The following is a 22720-nucleotide window of genomic DNA, read 5'->3' as shown; positions in this document are numbered from 1 at the left end:
GCTATTGCGGCACGGTCTTTTCGTAGCGGTCCCAATGGCCGATCAGTTCGTCCACCACTTTGGACCCGACCAGATAGAGGCTTTCGAGCGCGGCGTTCATGCCGGCATAGCCCTCATTTTCGGTCAGCAGATAGTGAGCGGCAGTGTCACCGGGTGGCGGCATGGTGAAATTGCTGCCCGCGCGCAGCACCATGAAGCGCTGCTTGTCCACCTTGCCGATCTTGTCAAGATAGGTGATCGATTGATAGATGCCGGTTTCCTCCATGGCGGAGGTGACGAATTCGCCCTTCCCCTGCGTCCAATATTTCACCCAGTCATTGGCCCAGTCAGTCATCCGCGCGCCATGCCAGAAGGTCATCGCAGCAAGCTGATCGCCCTTCAGGACGAAGGGGGGACGCTGCGCCATCGGATGGTTGGTGAAACGCGCCCTTTCCTTCTGGATCGAGGGATCGTCGGGCAGGACCATGTCCTTGGTCAGGTTGAAGGCCCAGTCGCGTAGGGCGGGGTTGATCTCGAATATCTCGCCCTGCCCGACCGGCGGGCTGGGATCATTGGGGCCTTTGCTATGGAGCGCGAAATAGCCGCTCTTCCAGTCGGCCGGGATTTCCCGCGCGTCGATTTCATGGGCGAGGTCGCCATCGACCAGATAGCGCGCCCAGGCGGCTGATCCGATGGAGGCATCCTGCGGGTCGATGCCCGCAATTCCGGCAACCAGCCAATAGGCGTGGGACAGGTCGAACCGCGGGTCGAGACCCAGCGCCATGGTCGCGGTCGCCGACTTGATATTGCCCATGCCGGTGACCATGCCCAATATCTGGGTCTTGGGATCATAATAGAGATCGTGATGGGACTGGGGGAAAGGGATGCGGGTATCGAGATGCCGCCTTTCCTTCCACAGCTGGAATTCGCCGGGCTTGTCGCCGCTATCCTCGCCAATTTCAAACAGCGACACGATGACGACACGGACAGGGAGCGGATGGGTACAGGCTTTGCCGGGCAGGCAGTCCTCGACACCCGATGGCGGCGCGGCACTGGCCGTGACTGGGGCCATGAGCAGCAGGGTCGCACTCGCCAGTGTCGCGACATAAGACAGGAGGCGCATGGGACGTCCCTAATAACCGATCAAGAAATAGGGCACCGGTTTCCCGGTGCCCCCTGCAACGCTGTTAGAATTTGTACGATACGGTCGCCTGATAACTGCGGGGCCGTTCGGGCAGGACGATGGTGCTGCCGAACAATTCCGTGAAGTTGGCGCGATAATAGGTTTCGTTGGTCAGGTTTTTGACGTTCAGACGGAACAGCCAATTGTCCATTTCGTAGGAAACGCCGACATCGACCAGCGTGTAGGCGGGAAGCTTCACGACCCGCGATTGGCCCGAAAAGACGGAGTCCACCTTGACCACGCTGGCGGAGAAAGCCAGCCCGCTGTCGAACGAATAGGTACCCGTCAGCGAGTAGAGATTTTTGGGAATGCCCGCCCGCGCAGCCGCAGCCTTGTTGGGAATGGGGACAAGACCGCCGACCTGGCCGCCCAGCGTTGCCGCAGGATTGGATACGTTGATCAGATCTTCGATACCAAAGAAGCTGAAAGTCGCTCCGGCGTCCAGAAAGCTGAGATTGGTGACGACGGTGTGGGTATAGGCACCGGTAATCAGGAAATGCTTGTCCACCGACCAACGGAATTCCGCCTCGACGCCCTTGGTTTCGACTGACTGGTTGACGGTCGAGGACTGGATATTATGGTCCGTCCGCTCCTGCTTATACACCGACACTGCGGTGTAGAGCATGTTGTCGAGGAAGCTGCCCTTGATGCCGCCTTCGATCAGCTTGGATGCGGTCAGGAATGTGTCGCTAACTGCCGTGCCGGGATCGATTTCCGAACCTTGACCCGCGATAACCGTGGTCTGGCGTGACGCCGTGACATAAGGAATGATGCCGAACGGCAGCTTGTAGGACGCGCTGGCGTTCCACGACCAGCCACCCTTGGAGCCTTTGCCGGTTACGACGCCAGGTGCATTTTGCAGCTTTTCGACAATGTTAGTCGAATTGACCTTCACCTTGTCGTACCGCGCACCCAGGACGATATCGAGACCGAAATTGAAATCGAGATCGGTCAGGGCGGCAAAGCCCAAATCGGTATAATGACCCTTGAGATAGTTGGTATAGTTGCAATCGCACTCTGTGGAAAGCAGCCGGTCTGACAGCGGCGTATAGCCCTGCGTCAGGTCAACACGGTGAAAATATTCAAAGTTGAAATCGTCGCCATGAAGGAATTTCGTATAGCGGATCGACGGTGAAAGCTGGAACGAGAATTTGCCCGCGGAACTGTCGAAGGTCTTTGACGCGACGATCTTGTCCTCGATTACCCATGATTTATGGAACTGCGAGAAGCCGTAGCTATTCTCGTTGATATTCTTGATACCGTCGTAAAAAAGCTGATTTTTGATCTCAAGGCCGCTCTCGGCATTGTAGATGATATCAAAATAGCCTGTCTTGGCGATATTATCGAGGCGGTCATTCTTGCCGGTGAGAGTCTTGCGACGGCTGAGTTTGGTGGTGCCGACATTCTGCAAGGCCAACTGAGGATAGGTCGCGTTCAAACAGGCGTCGGTGAAATTTGCCGCAGACGTTCCTGGCGTCGCTGTACCGGCGGCGCAGCCAAATGTACCGAACGGATTGAAATTGCCGCCCGCGCGAAATTCCGACTGCGAAAGCTGCCCATCGCCATCGGTGTCCAGCGGCTTGGCGCTGCCCGTGATGTAGGTGCCATTATCGACCAGGTCCTGGGTCAGGCGATTCCAGCCGCCATTCTGCTGGCCCTTGAAATTATGGTACATGCCACCGAATTCGATGCGGACGCTATCGGTGATCTGGTTGTCGAACGCTGCTTGCAGGATCGTCTGGTTGGTCGACATATTGTCGTAATAGCTGCCCGAATCCTCAATCTCGGCATAAAGGCTATAGCCAAATTCCGCCGCGCCGATCTTGGCCGGGCCGCGTACCTGGGCTTTCAGGACATTATAGTCCCAACTGCCACGGGTGTAGCTGACTTCACCTTCCGGCGTGGTCATCAACGCGCCACCGGCCACGCGCGCCGACTTTGGCACGAAATTCATATAGCCGCCGGTCTTGGACGGGCCGTAAATGGGAGAGGAGGGACCGCGAACAATGTCGATCCGCTCGGACGCGCCGATCGGTGTCGGATAGTTGCCCGGATTGTCGAGACGGCGAACGCCACGAAAAAAGACTTCGCCCGGCGTGCCGCGAATATCCAGTGCGCCGCCGACGCCAAAGAAGCTGTTGGTGAAGGTGCCGGGCGATTGTGCGACGAGATCGTAAATGCTGGTAATGCCAAATCGTTCGATCTGCTCACTGCTGATTGTCGAAGCCGATCGCGGGGTTTCCAGCAAAGTCTTATTGAAACCGAAGATCGAACCGACATCCTTGAGCGGCAGCGCTTCAAGCGCACCGGTGACGACGATTTCGGCCCCCACCTCAGGTGCATCGACCGGAGCGCCATCCTGCGCCCAGGCGGGTGTCGTCAGCGCGGTGCAGGCCAGCAGACCAGCCGCCATCATGCCGAAAGGCCGACCGCGACGGTTCTGGTGCGGCGCGATGTCGTGCAGCCGATGAATGTTCGCCATGAATAAGATACCCCCCTTTTGAAACAGGGCGGCAAATGGTCATCGCCCTGCTGGTTAACGCTCCCTGTTCCTCCCCCTGTTGATCGGTCGCTGGATTTCATTGAGAAATTCCAGCCATATATGTTCACGACAGGCTGATGCCGAAGGCCGGACGGGACCTGAGGCGTCGCCCTTTTGCAACGGTGCTTTGCAGCACGCACAGCCATGATTCCCGCCAATCGTCGGCAGACGATGTGGTGTGCATTGCAACTAGGGGCTTGACGTGGTGCGATCAAATGCAATGAATTCGACGCAGTGTTGCAAAAAATAGGGTGGGTATGCCGGCACTTTCACGTTTCTTGCGCTATTTCATAGCGGTAGGCCGATTGGGGTCGATCCGGCGGGCAGCCGATGAGCTGAACGTGTCAGCCTCCGCGATCGATCGACAGATTTTGAACGTCGAGGCCAATCTGGGGATGCCGCTGTTCGAACGGCTGCCGACCGGGCTGCGCCTGACGGCGGCGGGCGAAATCATGATGGCGGCGGGCAGCAAATGGCAAAAGAATATGGCCGATGTCCGCGCGCAGATAGAGGATCTGCGGGGCTTAAAACGGGGCCATGTCGACATTGCCGTCATCGACGCGCTGGCCAAAGGCTATGTCCCCGCCGCGATCCAGGCGCTCCAGAGCAAATATCCCGGCATCACCATCGGCGTGCGGGTGCTGGAAAATGATGCCGCGCGGATGGCGACGGTACGCGGCGAGGTGGATTTCGGCATCTTCTTCGAGCCGCAAACGGTGCGCGACCTGGCGGTGCGGTCCTTCGTAGAGGTCGTGCTGGGCTTCGTCACGCCGACCGGCCATCCGCTGGGCAGCAAAAGGGAAGCGCGCTTTTCGAGTTGCGTAGGGTCCAAACTGATCGTTCCGGCCGAGCCGCTGGCGGTTTACGAACAGATTTCGGTGCTGGAGGGGACGACTGGCGTGGTGATCGACCGGGCCGTGTCGTCGGACAATATTCAGATGATCACGTCGCTCGTCATGCAGGGCGTGGGCATCGGCGTGCTGACTTCGCTCGACGTGATTACCGAGGTGCGGCGCGGCCTGCTGTCCTTCACCAAGATTTCCGACCCGATCTTGCGGCCAATGACGCTGGCGCTGTGTACCGCATCAGCGCGCACGCCATCCTATGCGGCGGGCATAGCCTTGCAGGAGATTGAAAATGGCTTCCCGCAGTTGAGCTATCCAATATCGATCGACGGTCCCGCTGTGGCATAAACGCCTTTGTGCCGATTGCCCAATGCGTGCAGACCCGATAACGGACAGTCTTTCCAGACCGTCAACGGACCCCTCTGCCATGAGCCAAACTGCCGAGCCTGCGCTCCATTACATCTCCAACGATGCCTTTGTCGCCGACGTACAAATGCTGGCGCGGCAGATTGAACAGGGCGACTGGACGCCCGATTTCATCATCGGCATCGGGCGCGGCGGGCTGGTGCCGGCGGTCTATATTTCGCACCAGACCGAGCTGCCGATGCTCTCGATCGACCATAGTTCCAAGGTTCCCGGCTTTGCCGACGAGCTGCTGGCCAAGGTCGCGGCCAAGAGTGCAGCGGGCCAGCGGCTGCTGTTCGTGGACGATATCAACGACAGCGGCGGCACGATCGACTATGTGCGGCGGTTGCTGGCGGATAATGGCTGCAATGGCGACAATCTGCGCTTTGCCGTGATCATCACCAACAGCCGGTCGCGCGTGACGGTGGATTATTGGGCGGAGATGATCGACCGGGACGAGGATAAGCGCTGGTTCGTGTTCCCCTGGGAAGCGGTGGGCGCCAAGGGTACGATCCTTGAAGAGGCGCTGTCCGTGCCGGAGCGGCTCGCCTGATGCGGATCTGCGTCTATCTGGGTTCCTCGCCCGGCAACTCGCCTGTCTATCGCGAAGCCGCCGAACGGGTTGGCACGCTGCTGGCGGAGCGCGGCATTGGCTTGGTCTATGGTGGCGGCACGGTCGGGCTGATGGGCGTCATTGCCGACACGGTCTGCGCCGCGGGCGGCGAGGTGATCGGCGTCATCCCCGAAGCGTTGCGCGCGCGCGAACATGACCATCCGGGCATCACCCAGCTGCATGTCGTCAAGACGATGCATGAGCGCAAGGCGATGATGGCCAAATTCGCCGATGGCTTCCTGTGCCTGCCCGGCGGCATCGGCACGCTGGAGGAGATATTCGAGGCCTGGTGCTGGTCGCAGCTGGGCTATCATGAAAAGCCGTGCGGGCTGCTCAACGTCAATGGCTTCTATACGCCGATGTCGACCTTCATCGATTCGGTGGTGGCGGAAGGCTTCCTCCAGCCCCGGCACCGGGCGATGCTGCTGATCGACGATGACCCGGACATATTGCTGGACCGTATGGCGCAATATCTGCCGCCGCAGACCGAGCATTGGCTGGGCGACGGGGATGTTTAGAATGTGATGACCCTACATTCGCTCGAAACGAACGGATCGAGGTAAAGTCATCGCGTTCTAACCGATCGCGTCGATAAGGTCCGGCAGTTCCGCCAGGCGATCGATCTGGCGGAAGCGGACATGGTCCGACGGGGTGTCGGCGATTTCGTGGACCCAGGCGCCTTCCTGGGGGATATAGGCGGCCCAGGCCCCCGCCTCCAGCGCGGGGCGGATGTCCGATCGCATCGAGTCGCCGGCCATGATCGCCTCGTGCGCGGCGACGCCATATTGGCTGAACACGCGACGGAAGGTGTTTTCCGTCTTGTCGCTGACGATTTCGATGCCGCTGAACAGGTCGCCGAGACCGGAGGCTGCAAGTTTCGATTCCTGGTGCAGCAGGTCGCCCTTGGTCACCAGCACGAGCCGTCCCCGGTGGGCCAGTGCGTCGAGCGTTTCGGCGACATCGTCGAACAGGTCGACCGGATGCGCCAGCAGCGCGCGCCCGGCGGCCAAAATCTCCTCGATCATCGTTTTGGAGATTTGATCCCCGGCCAGTTCCGCCGCCGTCTCGATCATCGAGAGGGTGAAACCCTTGGCCCCATAGCCATAGAGTTTGAGATTGCGTCCTTCGCAGGCGTTGAGCGTGTCGCGAGCGATATGGGCGTCGGCGAAGGGCTGGAGCATCGCCACCAGCGCCTCTTCGGTCGCATTGAAATGCCGCATATTGTGCCAAAGCGTGTCGTCGGCATCGAGGCAGATGAGCTTGATCGTCATGGCGCTTATCCTAGCGTTTGGCGGTCGGGCTGGCGATTGTCATTTTTTCGCACTCTGCGCCATCAGGCGAACCATCAGCGCCTCCAGCCGGGTGGCGTCGATCGTGCGGATGACGGTGGCGGGCTGTTCGCCAAGGCCGGGGCGATAGGGCGCGAACCAGGAGAGCATGTCGCCATAGCCGGGGCCGAACTGGCTGTTATAATCGACATAGAGGGCCTGCTGGTCAGTGACGAGCGTCGGGTCGAGCCAGACGCCCGCCGCAATCTCGTCCCACAGCGGGAAGCCGGGTTCCATCGCTGCGATGAAGCGGGCGATATCGGGGCTGGCGGATTTTGCCATGCGGTCGAGCAGCGAGCGGCTGCGCTGGGTGCCGGTGGAGGGATCGACGGGGACCACGGTGACGGCCTTCCACGGGCTGCGCGCGACGATGCTGGCGGCTTCGGGATCGAAGCGGATGTTGAATTCGCGCCGCGGCGTATTGACGAACTCGCGGGCGAAATCGGCGGCAGCGCGATTGTCCAGTGCCTGCCGGGGATTGAGCGAGCCGCCCATATAGACGAGTTCTTTCGCCAGGCTGGCGAAGGCGGGGTCGAGCCGCTGGGCAAGCGCAAGGTTGGTGAGCGGCCCGGCGGCGATGATCGTCACTTCGCCGGGATATTGGCGGACCATGCGGATCAGGAAATTGGCGGCGATTTCGTCACGCGCCTTGGTCGTCGGATTGCCTTCGGGCAGGTTCACCGGATCGTCCGGGCCGAAATAGGGTGGCGTACTTTGCTGGGTCGGCTCGACCCATTGCTTCATCCACGCGCCCTTCCATGTCAGCTTGCCATAAAGCGCCTCCCAGCGGTCCGTCAGGCTTTCCGAGTTGAGCAGCGGATAGGTCGCGCCCTGCACCACCGGCACGTCGGCGCGATGGACGATTTCCAGCCCGCGCAGCGCCATGGCGGTGGCGCGATTGGCCCAGAAATTGCCCGATACAGTGGTGATGCCCAGCACATCGACGTCGGGCGCCTCCAGCAGCATGAGGTGCATCAGCGCGAAGCCCTCATCGTCGATAATGACCTTGCGTTTGGGCGTGTCGGCATGGGCGAGGCCGATGGTCATGAGCAGGGCGAGGAAAGTGGCAAGCAGCCTCATAGACAGGCGTCCAGTCGTTCAAGATGGGCGGCGATGGTATCGGGCGGCAGGAAGGAGCCCGTGAAGCTGTTGCGGGCAAGCTGGACGAGTTGCGCTCTGGTGAGGCCGCGTGCCGCCGCTGCCGCGCGATAATTGTCGGCGATATAGCCGCCGAAATAAGCGGGATCGTCCGAATTGATCGTGGCGCGCAGGCCAAGGTCCAGCATCCGGTCGATCGGATGATCGGCCAGATCGCCCACCACGCACAGTTTGAGGTTGGAGAGCGGACAGACCGTGAGCGTCATGCCTTCGCGCACCAGCCGTTCGACGAGCGCATCATCCTCCAGCGCGCGGTTGCCATGGTCGATCCGGTCGACATGGAGCAGGTCGAGCGCTTCATAGACATAGGCGGGCGGGCCTTCCTCCCCGGCATGGGCGGTCAGCCGCAGGCCCTTGGCAGCGGCGGCGGCGAACACGCGGGCGAATTGTTCGGGCGGGTGGCCATTTTCAGAGGAATCGAGACCGACGGCAGCGATCCGGTCGAGCCATGGGTCGGCGGCGGCGAGCGTTTCGAAGGCCGCCTCTTCGCTCAGATGGCGGAGGAAAGAGAGGATGAGCGCGCTGCTGATACCATGGCGCACCTGCGCGTCTCCACAAGCGGAGAGCAGCCCCTCGATGACCGTGGCAAAGGGGATGCCGCGATCGGTATGGGTCTGCGGGTCGAACATGAGTTCGGCATGGACGACGCCATCCGCCGCCGCGCGATCAAAATAGGCGGCGGCCAGATCATGGAAATCTTGGCTGGTCCGCAGCACGTCCGCCCCGGCATAATAAATGTCGAGAAAATCCTGTAAGTTGCCGAACGCATAAGCGGCGCGGACATCCTCCACACTGGCATAGGGGATGGCGACGCCGTTGCGTTTGGCAAGCGCGAACATCAGTTCCGGCTCCAGACTGCCCTCGATATGCAGATGAAGTTCGGCCTTGGGCAGGGCGCGGATGAAGCTGTCGAGATCGGTCATGATGCTGTGCCTTGTCGGTCCCAGGCGCATTGGCCCATGATATAGGTCCGCGCGATGACGCGGTCATCGCCCAGGATTTGTAGCGCAAAGAGACGGTCTGCAAGTGTGGCATTGGCCGTGCGGCGCGCCAGCAACGGGGTGGCTGCATAGTCAAGCTGGACGAAGTCGGCCTCCTGCCCCGGCTCCAGCCCGCCGACCCGGTCGTCGATCCGCAGCAGCGCCGCACTGCCCGCTGTCGCGAGATAGAGGGCGCGGAAGGGATCGAGCGGGTAATGGCGCGACAGGGCAGCCTGATAGGCCAGACCCGCCGTATGGAGCAGCGAGAAGGAGGTGCCTGCGCCGACATCGGTGCCAAGGCCGATGCGCACGCCATGGGCGTCCGCCTGTCCGAAGTCGAAGAAGCCCGACCCCAGAAAAAGGTTGGAACTGGGGCAGACGGCAATCCCCGCGCCGCTCTGCGCGAGGCGGGTGCAGGCGCGGTCGGACAGATGGACGCCATGGGCGAACACCGACCGGTCGCCGACCAGACCGAAGCGGTCATAGACGTCGAGATAATCGTGCGCGGTCGGAAAGCGATCGGCCACGGCGGCACATTCGCGGAGGTTTTCGGCCAGATGGGTGTGCAACAATATGTCGGGATGATCGGCCAACAAGGCGCCCGCGACCTGCAACTGCGCGTCCGACGAGGTCAGCGCAAAGCGTGGCGTCACTGCATAGCCCAGCCGCCCGCGTCCGCGCCAGCGGCGGATAAGGCCTTCGCTCTCGTCACGCCCGCTATCGACCGTGTCGGCCAGTCCGTCGGGGCCAAGGTCCATCAAAATCTTGCCCGACAGGATGCGCATGTTGCGGCCCAGCGCGGCGTCGAACAGGGCGTCGACCGAATGGGCATGGACAGTCGGAAAGACGAGCGCGCTGGTCGTGCCGTTGCGTAACAGTTCGTCCAGAAACAGGCTCGCCGTCCAGTCCGCATGGGCGCGGTCGGCAAAGGCCTTTTCGGCCGGGAAGATATGGCGATCGAGCCAGTCGAGCAATTGTTCACCGTGCGAGGCGATATGGTCCATTTGCGCATAATGGACATGGGCGTCGATGAAGCCGGGGACGATCAGGCCGGGAAGATGATCGATCGCGAGGCCGGGATAACGGGGTGCAAGCATCTCATAATCGCCCCGCGCGATAATGATGCCATCCTCCACCACCAATAACCCATCTGGTTCGTGATGGATGGCGTCGGGATGATGATGCGGATCGCGCGATACTGACAGGAGTTCGCCGCGAAAGCCCCGGATGGTCATGTCGTCCTCAGTTGCAGCAATTGGGCGAGCACGGCGATGGCGATGACATCAGGTTCCTTGCCCGTGACGCCCGGCACCCCTATCGGCGAGGTCAGCCGTGCGCGCGCCTCCGCATCAATGCCGTCGCGCGTGAGCCGCGCATGGAAACGCGCGCCCTTGGTCGCGGAGCCGATCAGGCCGATATAGGCGCAGGGGGAGCGGCTGAGCGCCGCGTGAGTCAGGCGATAGTCAAGGCCATGGTCATGGGTCAGGATGAGGATGGCGGCGTCATCGGGTGCGTCGGCGACGCATTGCTCGATCGCGGCTTCCGGCACGACCGCGACACCCTCGATCGTTTCGAACACCGGGCGGGTATCGAACCAGGACAGGCGAAAGGGCAGATTGGCAGCGTGACGGGCGATCGCCTGCCCGACATGGCCAGCGCCGAACAGATAGAGCGGTCGGTGATGCTGGCCGATAATCTCCGCCAGACTGTCACCGGCCCGCGGACGATCGCCGCGCGCCGACAGGCTGGACGGCAGGGCATGGTCGCTGACATGCCGGTCCACCCGGTCGGGCAGGAAGGTGGAGACCAGGATGCGTTCATCCGCCGCATCCGCCAGCCAGTCCATGGCTGTGGGATCGCAATGTTCGATGAGCAGCCTTACCCGCCCGCCGCAACATTGGCCCAGCAATGGCCCCAGCGGATAATCCTGCACCCGCCAATGCCCCGGCGGATGCGCCAGGATGGCCCGCGCCTGTTCGACCGCGCGATACTCAAGCTGACCGCCGCCGATCGTGCCATGAAGCGTGTCCGCCGTGACGAGCATCCGCGTCCCCGCCCCGCGCGGCGCGGAGCCTTCGCTCGCCAAGATGCTGAGCAGGGCGCTCGGTGCCTTGCCTGCAACGCGCCGCAGCCAGCCCAGCCACTCGCTCATCGCGCGCGATGCTCCGTCACCGCGCGCAATATGCGTTCGGGGGTGGCGGGGGCGTCGAGGCGCGGGAGCGAGCGCACGTCCGGCGCGACCGCCGCGACGGCGCGGGTCAGCGCGGAAAAGACCGAGATGGCGAGCATGAAAGGCGGTTCGCCAACCGCCTTGGACCGGTTGATGGTAGGTTCAACATTCTCGCCATCCCACAGGCTGATCGTCATATGCGCCGGGCGGTCCGACGCGGTCGGGATTTTATAGGTGGCGGGCGAATGGGTGAGCAGGCGGCCCTGATCATCGAAAATCAGTTCCTCGGTCGTCAGCCAGCCCTGCCCCTGGATGAAGCCGCCCTCGATCTGGCCGATGTCGATCTGGCGATTGAGCGAGCGGCCGACATCGTGGAGGATGTCGACGGCCAGCACCTTATGTTCGCCGGTCAGCGTATCGATCGCCACTTCCGATATCGCCGCGCCATAGGCGAAATAATAGAAGGGGCGACCCTGATGCGCGTCACGGTCATAAGCGATGCCCGGCGTCGCATAATAGCCCGTGGCGGCGAGCGAGATCCGGCCGATATGCGCCTTACGGCACAATTGGGCGAAGGTCAGGCGCTCGCTCCCGGCGATGATGCCTTCCGGGGTGAAGTGAACGTCGGTATCGGCGCAACCGAAGGTGCGGGCGAGAAAGCCCGTCAGCCGGTCGCGGATCGTCATCGCGGCATTATAGGCGGCCATGCCGTTGAGGTCCGCGCCCGACGAGGCGGCGGTGGCCGATGTATTAGGCACCTTGTCGGTGCGCGTCGCGGTGATCCGTACCCGGTCGATCGGCACGGCGAATACGTCTGCGACGACCTGCGCTACCTTGATATAGAGGCCCTGCCCCATTTCCGTGCCGCCATGGTTGATCTGGATCGACCCGTCGGCATAGACCAGCACCAGCGCACCAGCCTGGTTCAAATGGGTGGTGGTGAAGCTGATCCCGAACTTGACCGGGGTGAGCGCGATGCCGCGCTTGAGGATCGGACTGGCAGCGTTGAAGGCGGCGATCGCAGCGCTGCGGGCGTCGTATCGGGCGTCGGCGCGCAGCCGGGCGATAATCTGCGGCGCGATATTGTCGGCGATCGTCATGCCATAGGGGGCGACATCGCGACCGGAACCGTAGAGGTTGGCACAGCGCACCGCCAGCGGATCATGCTCTAGATGCGCGGCGACATCGTCCATGACGCGCTCGATCGCCAGCATCCCCTGCGGCCCGCCAAAGCCGCGAAAGGCAGTGTCGGACACGGTGTTGGTTTTCAGCCGCTCGGACAATATCTCGACGTCAGGCAGCCAGTAGCAATTATCGGCATGAAACATCGCCCGGTCGTTGATCGCGGGGGATAGATCGACCGTCGCACCGCAGCGCGAAGCCAGTCGCAGGCGCAGCGCGAGGACATGGCCCCGCGTGTCGAAGCCGACATCATAGGTGATACGGAAAGCGTGGCGCTTGCCAGTCATGACCATGTCATCGTCGCGATCGCAGCGGAATTTGGCGGGGCGGCCGGTCTTGTCCGCCACCAGCGCGGCGGCGGCGGCGAACAGGGCGGCCTGCGTCTCCTTGCCACCAAAGGCGCCGCCCATGCGCCGCACCTCCACCGTCACGTCGGCGGAGTTGCGGTGGAGCATATGGGCGATGAGATGCTGGACTTCGCTGGGATGCTGGGTGGAGCAAAGCAGATGAATCTGTCCGTCCTCGCCGGGGGTGGCGACCGCGACCTGCCCCTCCAGATAGAAATGATCCTGCCCGCCCATGTCGAAACCGCCAGTCAGGCGAAGGGGCGCGGCGGCCAGCGCGGCACCGGCGTCGCCGCGCGCCATACGCTGGGTCGGTTCGATCAGCGAATTGGCCGCCTGAGCTGCCTCGATCGTCAGGCAGGCGGGCAGCGGTTCATAGTCGATCTTGGCGAGGCGCGCGGCTTTACGCGCGGCGCGCTGGCTGGTGGCGGCGACCAGGAAGATGGCTTGTCCGACGCAGATCACTTCGCCATCGGCCAGCAACCGGTCATCGCCCGCGACGGGACTGACATCGTTCGCGCCGGGAATGTCGGCGGCGGTAAAGACATGCACCACCCCTTCCGCCGCGCGGACGGCGGACAGGTCCATGGACAGGATGCGGGCATGGGCATGGGCGCTCTGGCCGAAAGCCAGATGGAGCATGTCGGCCGGTTCCGGCCCGTCATCGGCATAGCGGGCCGCGCCGGTGACATGGAGCGGCGCGCTGTCATGCGGGTGCGATGGTTTGGGCAGCACGCGCCAGGCGGGATCGCGATCAGCCATGGACGGCGTCCAGATCAAGTACCGACACGGTCTGCCCCTGTTCGCGGTGCCACAGGCGCAGCAGCAGGTTGGCGGCGACGTCGAGCCGGTAGGCAGCGGAGCCGCGGACGTCGGAGAGCGGGGCATAGTCAGCGCGCAGTGCGTCGGCGGCCTGCTCCATCGTCGCCAGCGTGAAAGGCTGGCCGACCAGCGCGGCTTCGCACAGCGGCGCGCGGCGCGGTGTGGCCGCCATGCCGCCAAAGGCGATGCGCGCGGCGCTGATCATGCCTTCATCCACGGTCAGGTGAAAGGCGCCGCACACCGCTGAAATGTCACTGTCGAAGCGGCGGGACAATTTGGCGATATGGATTACGGCATCGGGACCGGGGCGCGGAATCCACAGGCTTTCGACAAATTCCCAGGGGCGGCGATCCTGCTTGCCATAGTCGAGGAAATACTCCTCCAAGGGCATCGTCCGCCGTCCGTCGCGGCTGCGAAGGGTCAGTTCTGCGCCCAGGGCGATGAAGGCAGGCGGGCCATCGCCGATCGGCGATCCATTGGCGATATTGCCACCGACAGTCCCGGCATTGCGGACCTGCAACCCGCCGATCCGGCGGGTCAGTTCGCCCAGATCGGGATGGAGGCGGGTAAAGGCGGCATGGGCGTCGGCATAGCGCACGCCAGCGCCCAGCCGGACGCCAGCGGGGCTTTCCTCTATCGTCTGCAATTCGGCGATATCGCTCAGGAAAATCAGCGTGTCGATGCTGCGCAGCCCCTTCGTCACCCACAGGCCAACATCGGTGGCACCCGCGACCATGCGTGCGTCGGGATGGTCGGCGAGCAGGTCGGCCAGTGCGGCACCACTGCGCGGCGCGAACCAGCGGCGCTCGCCATATTGGCCGGACGCAGCGGGCCTGTCGCGCAGCGTCTTGAGCGCCGCAACAGTCGCTATGTCGTCACGCTCCAAAGAGCCGACCGCATCGCCTGCCGCCAATATCGGACCATAGCCGGTGCAGCGGCATAGATTGCCCGCCAGCACATCGGCGACCGGCAGGTCATGGCCGCTCGCCCCGACACATCGGCCATAGAGCGACATGACGAAACCGGGTGTGCAAAAGCCGCATTGCGAACTGCCATTGGCCGCCATGCAGACCTGCAACGGGTTGAGCGCGCCGCCGGGGCCCAGGCTTTCGACGGTCAGCAGCGCGCGGCCATCCAGCATCGGCAGGAACAGGATGCAGGCATTGACCGCGCGCCAGACAATCGCGTCTCGGTCGAGATCACCGACCAGCACGGTGCAGGCGCCGCAATCGCCCTCGGCGCAGCCTTCCTTGGTGCCGGTGCGGCGCATGGTGTAGCGCAGATGGTCAAGCAGGGTTGCGGTGGGATCAACGTCGGCGATCTCGACCAGTTCGCCGTCCAGCAGGAAATGCACGCTCATCTCAGCTGCCCCGATAGGTCGAATAGCCATAGGGCGATACGAGCAGGGGGACGTGATAATGGCCCGCATCGGCAATGCCGAAGTCGAGGATGATGCTGTCGAGAAAGGGCGGATCGGGCAGATCGACCCCCCGCCCGGCGAAATAGGGGGCGACCGCAAATACCAGCCGGTAGCGGCCTGGTGCGACCGGCGGCAGGCCGGGGCATCGGCCATCCGCATCGGTGACGCCAGCGAACAGGACGGCCCCGTCGCCATCCATCAGGCGCAGCGCGACCCCGGCGGCGGGGCAGCCATGGCTGGTGTCGAGGACATGGGTGGACAGGCTGGCCATCATGCGGCCTCCTCTTCTTGCTTTGGCCATTGCCCGACAAATTCCGCTTCGTCATAGGCCAGCAGGTCAGCGACCAGTGCGGCGCGATCATCTAGGAAAAGCTGGTCGGTGACGCCCCGCAGCAGCCGCGGCAGCGCGGTTTGCAGGCCGGACAGGGCCGAGGCGGAGAGGCCGAGACTGATGAGCGCGGAATAGTTGAAGGCGAACAGGCCGTGCAGCGCCGCCGTGCCGTCACTGGTCCGGGGCAGCAGTTCAAAGCCATCCCCCAGATAAGGATGCGCGTCGATCAGCGCGTTGGCAGTGCCGGACGGCGGGGTGAAGCGATCGGCCCAGCGGGCGATATGCGATGCAACTGCGCCCAGTTCGCTACGCAGGCCGGGATCGCTGACAAGGCCGGTGGACAGGATCACGAAATCGAAATCATGCGTCCCGTGCGGCGTGGTCACGCGGACCTGATCGTCGATCAGTTCGACCGACAGCCAGGGCGCACCCAGATGGAGATCAAAACCCGGCCAGGCGGCGGCGCGATCGAAAGTGTCGTTGGTGGGCGGCTGGTTATGGCCAAGGAAGCTGGCCATAACCGCATATTTGTCCGCGTCCGACAGCGCGGGATAGCGACCGGTAAAGCCGACCTGTTCCATGAAACGGATCGGGTTGATGCGGGGCAATACCGGGCGACGAATGAACACATGCGCCGCTGCGACGCCCAGGCTGAGCGCCGCATTGGCATTGTCGAAGGCCGACGCCCCGCCGCCCAATATGCCGATCCGCTTGCCCATAAGCGCGGCAAAGTCGATCGGCTCGCTGGTATGGGCGTAGCGGTTGCGGGGCAGGGCGTCGCGGATCATGGCGGGCGTGTGCCATTCGCCGCCGCCCTGTATGCCGGTCGCCAGCACCACCTTGCGCGCCAGAAGCGGCGGCTGGCCGTCGAGGTGCAGCCGATGGAGACCATCGCCCAGCGGCTCGACAAGGGTAAGTTTCGTATCGTTGCGCACCGGCAGGTTCAAAACGCGGCGATACCAGCGCAGATAGGCCATCCAGTCGCCGCGCGCGATCTTCCCGACCGCCTCCCAGCCCGCCACGCCATGCTGCGCTTCCCACCAGGCGCGATAGGTGAGCGCCGGAATGCCGAAATCGATGGGGTTGAGTTCCTTGGGCGTGCGCAGCGTGATCATCCGCGCATAGGTGTCCCACGGCCCTTCCAGCCCGGCGGGATTTTCGTCGATGACGAGGATGTTGGACACCCGTTCGCGCAACAGGCCGAAGGCTGCGGCGAGGCCGCTCTGCCCGCCGCCGACGATGACGACGTCATGGACATGGCCTTCGCGGGCGGCGCGCGGGCGGGTCCAGTCGGTGCCGCCATGGCCGATCAGCAGGAGTTGCCGGGCCAGTTCGGATTCCAGTGCGTGCAGGCTCATATCCATTCCTCCCCGGTACGGGGAGGGGGACCGCCCGCAGGGTGGTGGAGGGGGATCGCCCCACATGCTGCGCCAGGAGGATAGCCCCCTCCGTCACCGCTTCGCGGCGCCACCTCCCCGTACCGGGGAGGAATGCGAACGGCGCTCATGCCATATCCTCCAGCCGCAGCCGGACGATCTCGCCGATCTGGGCAAGCGCGGTTGCGATCTCTTCATCGCGCCCATGGCTCAGCCGCTGTTTCATCGCGGCCAATATACCCGCCTTGTCGGTCAGCCGCACGCAGATGATGAAGGGGAAATCGAAGCGCTCCCGATAGGCGGCGTTGAGCGCGTGGAAGCGCTCATATTCCGACGCGGTCAGGCGATCCAAACCGGCGGACGCCTGTTCGGCGGCGGAGGCATCGGTCAGCCTCTTGTCGATCGCCGCCTTGCCCGCAAGTTCGGGATGCGCGCGAATCAGCGCCAATTGCTCGTCCGGTGTCGCGTCATGGACGACCGCCATCAGGTCGGCATGGCGGTCACCCGACGATGGTCGTGCGTCGGCGCGCGCCTCGACCCAGGGACTATGTTCGAACAGCGCAGTCAATGCGTGTTGCCCTCCAGACTGACATGGGCGGAGACGACTTTCCAGCCATCCGCGAACTTGACCCAGCTCTGGGTCTGGCGGCCGCGCCGGTCGCTATTTTCGCGGAAAAATTCAGCGTCGGCGGTGGCGAAGCTGTCGCCATAGACGGTGATCGCGACCTTCCCCAGCTTGCGCTGCGGGGAGCCGCCGCGCCCTTTGCGGAATTCGCGGATTTCCTCGATTCCGTACAGCACTTCGCCCACGCCATAGCGGTTGGTGGTGGGCGCATCGTGGAACAGCGCGTCCATTGCAGGCACGTCGTCCGCCATCAGCGCGCGCTCATATTCGGCAAAAGCGGCGGTGATTTCGGCAAGCAGGATCGGATCGTCGATGGTCATGCGGGGTGGACCTCCATCCAGTGGCGGGCAATGTCGATGCGGCGGGCGACCCAGGCGTCGCCACTGGCGATGACATGGTCGAGGAAGCGGGCGAGCGCGGCGGCGCGGGCTGGTCGCCCGGCGATACGGCCATGCAGGCCGACCGACATCATCCGGCCCCCTTCCGCGCGGAGCTGATCGAACGTATCGCGCAGATAGCGAAAGAACTGCTCGCCCTCGGTAAAGCCGTTGAGCGCGACGCACTTCATGTCGTTGGCGTCGAGCGTGTAGGGGACAATCAGCTGCCCTTCTGCATAATAGGGCAGGTCGTCGGCATAGCTGTCGGCATCATAAATGAAGCCACCTTCTTCGCGCACCAGCCGGGCGGTGTTGGGCGATGTGCGGCCCTGATACCAGCCTAGCGGGCGGGTGCCGGTCAGCTTTTCATGCAGGGCGATGGCCTGCGCGATATGAGCGCGCTCGACCTCTTCGGGGACATATTGATAGTCGATCCATTTGAGGCCGTGGCTGGCGATTTCCCAATCTGCCGCCAGCATCGCCTCCACCGCGGCGGGGTTCATCGCCATGGCATTGGCAACACCGAAGATCGTCACGGGCAGGTGGCGTTCGGTGAACAGACGATGCAAGCGCCAGAAACCAGCGCGGCTGCCATATTCATAGAGGCTTTCCATCGCCATTGCGCGCGCCGGGTGGCTGGCAGCGCCGACCATTTCGGACAGGAAGGCTTCGGACCCCTTGTCGCCGTTGAGGACACTATTTTCCGCGCCCTCTTCATAATTGACGACGAACTGGACAGCGATACGCGCGCCACCGGGCCAGCGCGGATCGGGCGGGTGTTGGCCATAGCCGATAAGATCGCGGGGGAGCGTCATGCAGGCCCACCCTTCCCCGTTCGGGCTGAGCGAAGTCGAAGCCCTCGCCTGAGCGTAGCGAAGGCACCTCGCTTCGCTCGGTGGTGCCCTTCGACAAGCTCAGGGCGAACGGGGGCGGGAAGGAGCGTCATGCGTCCCACGCCTCCAGCGCCGCCGGGACTGCCGCGCCGGGCGGCAGGGCAAAGCCTTCGCGCAGCAGGCAGGCTTCCAGAGCGCCAAGCGTTATCAAGACCTTATGTTTCATCGCATTATAGCCCATCGCGCCGATGCGCCAGATGCGGCCCTGCAGCGGTCCGAAAGCGGTGCCGATCTCAATTTCGAAATGATCGCGCATGGCGGCGCGGACCCGGTCATTATCGACGCCCTCTGGGATGAAGACGCCGGTCACATTGGTCATGCGATGGGCGTCGTCGCCAAACAGGGTGAGGCCCATGGCGCGCAGCCCCGCGCTCATGGCCCGGCCAGCGGCAGCGTGGCGGGCATAGCGCGCCTCCAGCCCCTCCCCCAGCATCACCCGCGCACATTCTCGCGCGGCGTAGAGCATGGAGGTGGCTTCGGTATGATGGTTTAAACGCTTTTCCGACCAATAGTCTATGATCATCGCGAGGTCGAAATAGTTGGAGCCGATCCGCGGCCCTGCGCCGTCGATACTGTCAGCGCTGCGGATGCCCGCTTCGGTATGGCGGCGCGCGAAAATATGGTCGGCTGCCCTATCTGAGATAGTGATCGGCGCAGAGCCGGAAGGACCACTCAGGCATTTCTGCAAACCGCCGGTGACGACGTCGATGCCCCAGCGATCAGCAGCGATTTCCATGCCGCCGATGGTCGCGGTCGCATCGACATAGCTGAGCGCGCCCGCTGCGCGGCACAGATCGCCAAGGCCTTCGAGCGGCTGGGCCATCGTCGTGGACGTGTCGCCATGGACGCAGGCGACGATTTTGGGACCAGTGCGTGCGATGGCGGCGGCGATCGCATCCATCGACACGACTTCGCCCCAAGGCGCGTCAACGGTTTCGATCACCGCGCCGATGCGGGTGAGGATTTCGCCCAGCAGCAGCCCGAAACGCCCGAAATTGATCACCAGCACCGTGTCGCCCGGCGCGACCAGCGAGACCAAAGCCGCCTCTATCCCCGCGCGCGCGGTGCCGTCGATCAGCATCGTTTGCTGGTTTTGCGTGCCGAAAATCGGGCGATAGAGCGCCATGACCTGATTCATATAGCCGGTCATTTCGGGGTCGAACTGGCCCAGCAGATCCGCCGACATGGCGCGCAGCACGCGGGGATGGGCGTTGACCGGTCCCGGTCCCATCAACAGACGCTGCGGCGGGTCGATTTCGCCAAAGAGCAGGGGGTCAAGCGGGGTCAAAGGTCGCTCCCAATCGGTCGATAAAGCCAAGCATGACCTGCAATGCCACATCGGCATCGGCGGGGTCGACATGTTCGGCGGGATTGTGGCTGATGCCGTGCCTGCAACGGATGAAGAGCATGGCGGTGGGGCAGAGCGCGGCCATCACCATCGCGTCATGCCCCGCACCTGATACGAGGCGGCGGACGGGATGGCCGGCGTCGGCGATGGCGGCGTCCATCAGGTCCATAAGCGCTGGATCGCACGGGCTGGCGGGGAGGTCGTGGACGTGCTGGATCGTGAAATCGAGATCGCGGCGATCGGCTATGGCGGCCAGCGCATCGCGTATCACCGCGGCTGCCCGATCGCGGCGGGCTTCGTCGCCGGACCGTATGTCGATCGAGAAGCGGACTTCTCCGGCGATGACATTGGGCGCGCCCGGCAGCGCCTCGACCCGTCCCACGGTCGCGACCAGATCGGACGCATCGGCGCGGGCGATCGTTTCGATTGCCAGGATCATCTCGGCCGCGCCCGCCAGTGCGTCGCGGCGCAGCGGCATCGAACTGGTGCCTGCATGACCGGCCATACCCTTGACGACGACCTGATAGCGCAGCTGGGCGGCGATGCCGGTGACGGTGCCGACCGCAAGCCCGTCTGCCTCCAGCACTGGTCCCTGTTCGATATGGGCTTCGAGATAAGCAAGCGTCGTGCCGGGTATCCGGCGCGCATTGTGAAACGTGGTCAGGCCAAGCTGCTCTTTAGTCCAAATGGCGCGACCCGCGATGATCGCTTCGTAGTCGGCATTGAAAAGGCGCAGCGCATCGGGCAGCGAAGTGCCTTTATCGTCTTTGATATTTGTGAGGTCAGCATCGAGCGTTCCAGCCACGGCACGACTGGTCAGCATGGCAGCGGGAAAACGTGATCCCTCCTCATCGCCAAAAGCATATATTTCGATAGCGAAGGGTAATCGCTTTCCTTGCGCATGGAGCGCTGCCACGCATTCGATGCCGAGCATGATTCCGAGCGGCCCATCATACACCCCACCATTGCGTACGCTGTCGATATGGCTTCCGATGATGAGTGACGGTGCATCAACCACATCAGAATAATAATGGCCGACCAGATTACCCGCCGGATCGATGGTCGGATACATCCCTGCTTCGACCATCCACAATCCAACCTGATCGACCGAAGCCCGGTGTGCCGGGGTCAGATAACCACGGTATAGCCCGCCCTCCATGTCGCTATAGGGCGCAATGCCCAGTGCGTCGCAGCGTGCGACCGCTCTTGCGCCGCCGCTCACCATGCCGCCACCTGCCCGTCGCTGCGCGGATCGGTCGCGCCATCCAGGCGGCCATCAGCGTGGCGGATGATAGCACCGGCATGGCCCATCATGGCGGTCAGCGGCCCGACACGCTCGACATCATGGCCCGCCGCCGTGAGATCGGCATAGAGCGTGTCGTCGAACCCGTCCTCCAGCTTCAATGTCGTGCTGTCCTCGCCCCATGTGCGTCCGAGCAGCCAGCGCGGGGCGCTGATCGCCTTCTGGAGATCGACGCCGAACCGAGCATAGCGGGTGAAGAGCGCGGCCTGTGTCTGCGGCTGGCCTTCGCCCCCCATCGTGCCATAGGCCATGAGCCGCCCGTCATCGAAGCGGGCAAGCGCCGGGTTTAGCGTGTGGAACGGCTTGCGGCCGGGTTTGAGCGCGTTCCAGCCGTCCGCCGCCAGCCGAAAGCTGCTGCCCCGGTTTTGCCAGGTGATGCCGGTCCGCGGCAGAACCAGCCCCGATCCGAATTCATGATAGGTGGACTGGATCGCGCTGACCACGCGCCCATCACGGTCGGCGGCGGCGAACCAGCAAGTGTCGCCCTGCGCCGACGGGCAAGGCCAGGGCATGGCGCGCGCCGGGTCGATCGACGCGGCAATGGCGTCCAAAGCCGCATGATCATCGAGCAGTCCCTGATAGTCGAAATCATGGAAAGCAGGATCGCCGACATGGGCGTCGCGGAGCAGGAAGGCCTGCTTGGTGGCTTCGACCAGACCATGGACATGGTCGAAGCTGCCCGCCTGGGTCGCGCGCAGCCGGTCGAACAGAGCGAGGATCATCAGCGACGCGAAGCCCTGCGTTGGCGGGGCGCTGTTATAGAGATCTATGCCGGTGATGCGGGTCGTGAGCGGCGTGGGCCGGGTGGCGTGATGCGCGGCCAGATCATCGCGGCCGACCGGGCTGCCCAGTTCCGCCAGATCCTGCGCGACCAGATCGGCCAGCGCGCCGGTGTAGAAATCAGCAGGGCCATTGTCTGCGATCATCCGCAGCGTCGCGGCCAGCGCGGGCTGGCGCAGCACATCACCTTCGCGCAGGGGATGGCCCTCCGGCTCGAAGATTGCGGCATAGGCACCGGGCTGAACGCGCAGTTCGCCGCCCTTCGCCGCCGCGATGGCCGCGCCGCCGCTGGTCACGGCCACGCCTGTTTCGGCATGATGGATGGCGTCGCGCAACAGGCGGGACAGGGGCAAGGTGCCACCGCATTCCAGCATCGCCGCCCAGCCCGACAGCGTGCCTGCCACCGTGTTTGCGGCAAGTGGTCCCCGTGTCGGCACCGCGTCCAGCCCGGCATAGAGGGCCAGGTCGGCTTTAGCCGCCGCACCCCCGCAGCCATGCACGCTATGGATCGCGCCATCCGGCTCCGCGACCAGCCAGAAACTGTCACCGCCAATGCCGGTCATATGCGGATAGACGACGGCCAGCGTGGCGGCGACGGCGACGGCAGCCTCGACCGCGTTGCCGCCGTCCTTCAACACGTCGCAACCCGCCTGCGCCGCCAGAAAATGGGGTGCGGTGACCATGCCGTTCGTGCCGCTGATGGTGGAAAGCGTCAT

Annotated in this window: 20 protein-coding genes; 3 read left to right on the top strand and 17 right to left on the bottom strand. The window is 63.7% G+C overall.

Features of this window, described 5'->3' with window-relative positions; genetic code table 11:
* Position 1: 1 nt before the first annotated feature.
* Together ACODR8_RS06805 and ACODR8_RS06800 are read right to left on the bottom strand one after the other, a co-directional pair.
* Complete coding sequence (locus ACODR8_RS06805) at positions 2-1102, bottom strand: purine nucleoside permease (protein WP_489006529.1); 1101 nt, start codon at positions 1100-1102, stop codon at positions 2-4.
* Between the two features lie 64 nt (positions 1103-1166).
* Entirely contained in the window at positions 1167-3644 is a 2478-nt protein-coding gene (locus tag ACODR8_RS06800; RefSeq protein WP_489006528.1) for a TonB-dependent siderophore receptor, read from the bottom strand.
* 317 nt (positions 3645-3961) lie between these two features.
* Here ACODR8_RS06800 and ACODR8_RS06795 point away from each other — a divergent pair, with 317 nt between their 5' ends.
* The 3 genes from ACODR8_RS06795 (at position 3962) to ACODR8_RS06785 (ending at position 6085) form a co-directional block, all read left to right on the top strand.
* Positions 3962-4897 (top strand): LysR family transcriptional regulator, encoded by a 936-nt coding sequence (locus tag ACODR8_RS06795; RefSeq protein WP_489006527.1) that lies wholly within the window; start codon positions 3962-3964, stop codon positions 4895-4897.
* Between the two features lie 79 nt (positions 4898-4976).
* Positions 4977-5507, top strand: a complete 531-nt coding sequence (locus ACODR8_RS06790) for a phosphoribosyltransferase (RefSeq protein ID WP_489006526.1) — start codon at positions 4977-4979, stop codon at positions 5505-5507.
* Entirely contained in the window at positions 5507-6085 is a 579-nt protein-coding gene (locus ACODR8_RS06785; RefSeq protein WP_489006525.1) for an LOG family protein, read from the top strand. Before ACODR8_RS06790 ends, ACODR8_RS06785 begins: the two co-directional genes overlap by 1 nt.
* 57 nt (positions 6086-6142) lie before the next feature.
* On the opposite strand, the gene ACODR8_RS06780 is transcribed toward ACODR8_RS06785, so the two are convergent.
* From ACODR8_RS06780 to ACODR8_RS06710, 15 genes are all read right to left on the bottom strand, one after another.
* The gene (locus ACODR8_RS06780; protein WP_489006524.1) at positions 6143-6838 is read right to left on the bottom strand and encodes an HAD family hydrolase; all 696 of its coding nucleotides are present in this window, start codon (positions 6836-6838) and stop codon (positions 6143-6145) included.
* A gap of 39 nt (positions 6839-6877) precedes the next feature.
* A complete protein-coding gene (locus tag ACODR8_RS06775) occupies positions 6878-7975 on the bottom strand; it encodes a nucleoside hydrolase (RefSeq protein WP_489006523.1) in 1098 nt (365 codons plus the stop codon).
* Positions 7972-8976: an adenosine deaminase gene (locus ACODR8_RS06770; RefSeq protein WP_489006522.1), complete on the bottom strand. Its 1005-nt coding sequence runs from the start codon at positions 8974-8976 to the stop codon at positions 7972-7974. Before ACODR8_RS06770 ends, ACODR8_RS06775 begins: the two co-directional genes overlap by 4 nt.
* Entirely contained in the window at positions 8973-10268 is a 1296-nt protein-coding gene (gene guaD, locus ACODR8_RS06765) for a guanine deaminase (RefSeq protein WP_489006521.1), read from the bottom strand. Before guaD ends, ACODR8_RS06770 begins: the two co-directional genes overlap by 4 nt.
* Positions 10265-11185: a xanthine dehydrogenase accessory protein XdhC gene (gene xdhC, locus ACODR8_RS06760; RefSeq protein ID WP_489006520.1), complete on the bottom strand. Its 921-nt coding sequence runs from the start codon at positions 11183-11185 to the stop codon at positions 10265-10267. Before xdhC ends, guaD begins: the two co-directional genes overlap by 4 nt.
* Positions 11182-13491, bottom strand: a complete 2310-nt coding sequence (gene xdhB / locus ACODR8_RS06755) for a xanthine dehydrogenase molybdopterin binding subunit (RefSeq protein WP_489006519.1) — start codon at positions 13489-13491, stop codon at positions 11182-11184. Before xdhB ends, xdhC begins: the two co-directional genes overlap by 4 nt.
* Positions 13484-14911, bottom strand: a complete 1428-nt coding sequence (gene xdhA / locus ACODR8_RS06750) for a xanthine dehydrogenase small subunit (RefSeq protein ID WP_489006518.1) — start codon at positions 14909-14911, stop codon at positions 13484-13486. The genes xdhB and xdhA overlap by 8 nt, the downstream gene beginning before the upstream one ends.
* A 1-nt stretch (position 14912) precedes the next feature.
* On the bottom strand, positions 14913-15245 hold the full coding sequence (gene uraH, locus ACODR8_RS06745; RefSeq protein ID WP_489006517.1) for a hydroxyisourate hydrolase: 333 nt from the start codon (positions 15243-15245) through the stop codon (positions 14913-14915).
* Positions 15242-16660, bottom strand: a complete 1419-nt coding sequence (locus ACODR8_RS06740) for an FAD/NAD(P)-binding protein (RefSeq protein WP_489006516.1) — start codon at positions 16658-16660, stop codon at positions 15242-15244. The genes uraH and ACODR8_RS06740 overlap by 4 nt, the downstream gene beginning before the upstream one ends.
* A gap of 145 nt (positions 16661-16805) precedes the next feature.
* Positions 16806-17246, bottom strand: a complete 441-nt coding sequence (gene uraD, locus ACODR8_RS06735) for a 2-oxo-4-hydroxy-4-carboxy-5-ureidoimidazoline decarboxylase (protein WP_489006515.1) — start codon at positions 17244-17246, stop codon at positions 16806-16808.
* Entirely contained in the window at positions 17243-17623 is a 381-nt protein-coding gene (gene hpxZ / locus ACODR8_RS06730) for an oxalurate catabolism protein HpxZ (protein ID WP_489006514.1), read from the bottom strand. Before hpxZ ends, uraD begins: the two co-directional genes overlap by 4 nt.
* Entirely contained in the window at positions 17620-18495 is an 876-nt protein-coding gene (gene puuE, locus ACODR8_RS06725) for an allantoinase PuuE (protein WP_489006513.1), read from the bottom strand. Before puuE ends, hpxZ begins: the two co-directional genes overlap by 4 nt.
* Positions 18496-18622: 127 nt before the next feature.
* A complete protein-coding gene (locus ACODR8_RS06720; protein WP_489006512.1) occupies positions 18623-19861 on the bottom strand; it encodes a pyridoxal-phosphate-dependent aminotransferase family protein in 1239 nt (412 codons plus the stop codon).
* The gene (locus tag ACODR8_RS06715) at positions 19848-21146 is read right to left on the bottom strand and encodes an allantoate amidohydrolase (protein WP_489006511.1); all 1299 of its coding nucleotides are present in this window, start codon (positions 21144-21146) and stop codon (positions 19848-19850) included. The genes ACODR8_RS06720 and ACODR8_RS06715 overlap by 14 nt, the downstream gene beginning before the upstream one ends.
* Positions 21140-22720 carry a gamma-glutamyltransferase family protein gene (locus ACODR8_RS06710; RefSeq protein ID WP_489006770.1) on the bottom strand — a complete coding sequence of 527 codons (1581 nt, stop codon included), beginning with the start codon at positions 22718-22720 and terminating at the stop codon, positions 21140-21142. Before ACODR8_RS06710 ends, ACODR8_RS06715 begins: the two co-directional genes overlap by 7 nt.

The sequence above is a fragment of the Sphingobium sp. FG58 genome (assembly GCF_057809055.1).
Note: the sequence above shows the minus strand (reverse complement) of the source record. Positions and strands in the feature narration are given on the sequence as shown.

Bases quoted from the DNA above. Each gene is read 5' to 3' on its own strand.
- ACODR8_RS06805 (WP_489006529.1), bottom strand. From the start codon at position 1,102: ATGCGCCTCCTGTCTTATGTCGCGACACTGGCGAGTGCGACCCTGCTG.
- ACODR8_RS06800 (WP_489006528.1), bottom strand. From the start codon at position 3,644: ATGGCGAACATTCATCGGCTGCACGACATCGCGCCGCACCAGAACCGT.
- ACODR8_RS06795 (WP_489006527.1), top strand. From the start codon at position 3,962: ATGCCGGCACTTTCACGTTTCTTGCGCTATTTCATAGCGGTAGGCCGA.
- ACODR8_RS06790 (WP_489006526.1), top strand. From the start codon at position 4,977: ATGAGCCAAACTGCCGAGCCTGCGCTCCATTACATCTCCAACGATGCC.
- ACODR8_RS06785 (WP_489006525.1), top strand. From the start codon at position 5,507: ATGCGGATCTGCGTCTATCTGGGTTCCTCGCCCGGCAACTCGCCTGTC.
- ACODR8_RS06780 (WP_489006524.1), bottom strand. From the start codon at position 6,838: ATGACGATCAAGCTCATCTGCCTCGATGCCGACGACACGCTTTGGCAC.
- ACODR8_RS06775 (WP_489006523.1), bottom strand. From the start codon at position 7,975: ATGAGGCTGCTTGCCACTTTCCTCGCCCTGCTCATGACCATCGGCCTC.
- ACODR8_RS06770 (WP_489006522.1), bottom strand. From the start codon at position 8,976: ATGACCGATCTCGACAGCTTCATCCGCGCCCTGCCCAAGGCCGAACTT.
- guaD (WP_489006521.1), bottom strand. From the start codon at position 10,268: ATGACCATCCGGGGCTTTCGCGGCGAACTCCTGTCAGTATCGCGCGAT.
- xdhC (WP_489006520.1), bottom strand. From the start codon at position 11,185: ATGAGCGAGTGGCTGGGCTGGCTGCGGCGCGTTGCAGGCAAGGCACCG.
- xdhB (WP_489006519.1), bottom strand. From the start codon at position 13,491: ATGGCTGATCGCGATCCCGCCTGGCGCGTGCTGCCCAAACCATCGCAC.
- xdhA (WP_489006518.1), bottom strand. From the start codon at position 14,911: ATGAGCGTGCATTTCCTGCTGGACGGCGAACTGGTCGAGATCGCCGAC.
- uraH (WP_489006517.1), bottom strand. From the start codon at position 15,245: ATGATGGCCAGCCTGTCCACCCATGTCCTCGACACCAGCCATGGCTGC.
- ACODR8_RS06740 (WP_489006516.1), bottom strand. From the start codon at position 16,660: ATGAGCCTGCACGCACTGGAATCCGAACTGGCCCGGCAACTCCTGCTG.
- hpxZ (WP_489006514.1), bottom strand. From the start codon at position 17,623: ATGACCATCGACGATCCGATCCTGCTTGCCGAAATCACCGCCGCTTTT.
- puuE (WP_489006513.1), bottom strand. From the start codon at position 18,495: ATGACGCTCCCCCGCGATCTTATCGGCTATGGCCAACACCCGCCCGAT.
- ACODR8_RS06715 (WP_489006511.1), bottom strand. From the start codon at position 21,146: ATGGTGAGCGGCGGCGCAAGAGCGGTCGCACGCTGCGACGCACTGGGC.
- ACODR8_RS06710 (WP_489006770.1), bottom strand. From the start codon at position 22,720: ATGACGCTTTCCACCATCAGCGGCACGAACGGCATGGTCACCGCACCC.